This is a genomic window from Lactobacillus sp. C449L, assembly GCF_059900815.1.
In genome coordinates, this window is record NZ_JBWXGA010000440.1 from 1 (window position 1) to 395 (window position 395).

Annotated in this window: 1 protein-coding gene; it reads left to right on the top strand. The window is 58.7% G+C overall.

Features of this window, described 5'->3' with window-relative positions; genetic code table 11:
• Nucleotides 1-38: 38 nt before the first annotated feature.
• A partial coding sequence (locus AC2JF9_RS10180; protein ID WP_500727528.1) for a cupin domain-containing protein occupies nt 39-395 on the top strand: 357 nt, incomplete at its 3' end.

Consider the following 395-nt stretch of genomic DNA (forward strand, 5'->3'; position numbering starts at 1 on the left):
TTGCCATCTCGACCATCTCGAAGGTGGAGCGTGGTCAGATGTCCCTGACCTATGATCGTTTCGTCTCCCTGGCCACCAGTCTGGGGCTGGATGTCGGCGCGCTCTTCTCCCGGGAGAGCCGGTCCTTTGGATCGGATACGCTTCAGGTCACCCGGCGCGGAAAGGCGAAGCGCTACGATACGCCGACCTATGTCTACGAAATGCTGGCGGCGGACTTGGCGGACAAGCAAATGGTCCCGATGCTGGGAACGGTGACGGCACGAAGTTTCGGGGAATTTGCGGACTATGTCCGTCATCCCGGAGAGGAATTCCTGATCGTCCTCAAAGGATCGTTGCGAGTTTACATAGAGGGACGGGAGCCGGTCGATCTGGCGGCTGGAGACAGTCTGTATTTC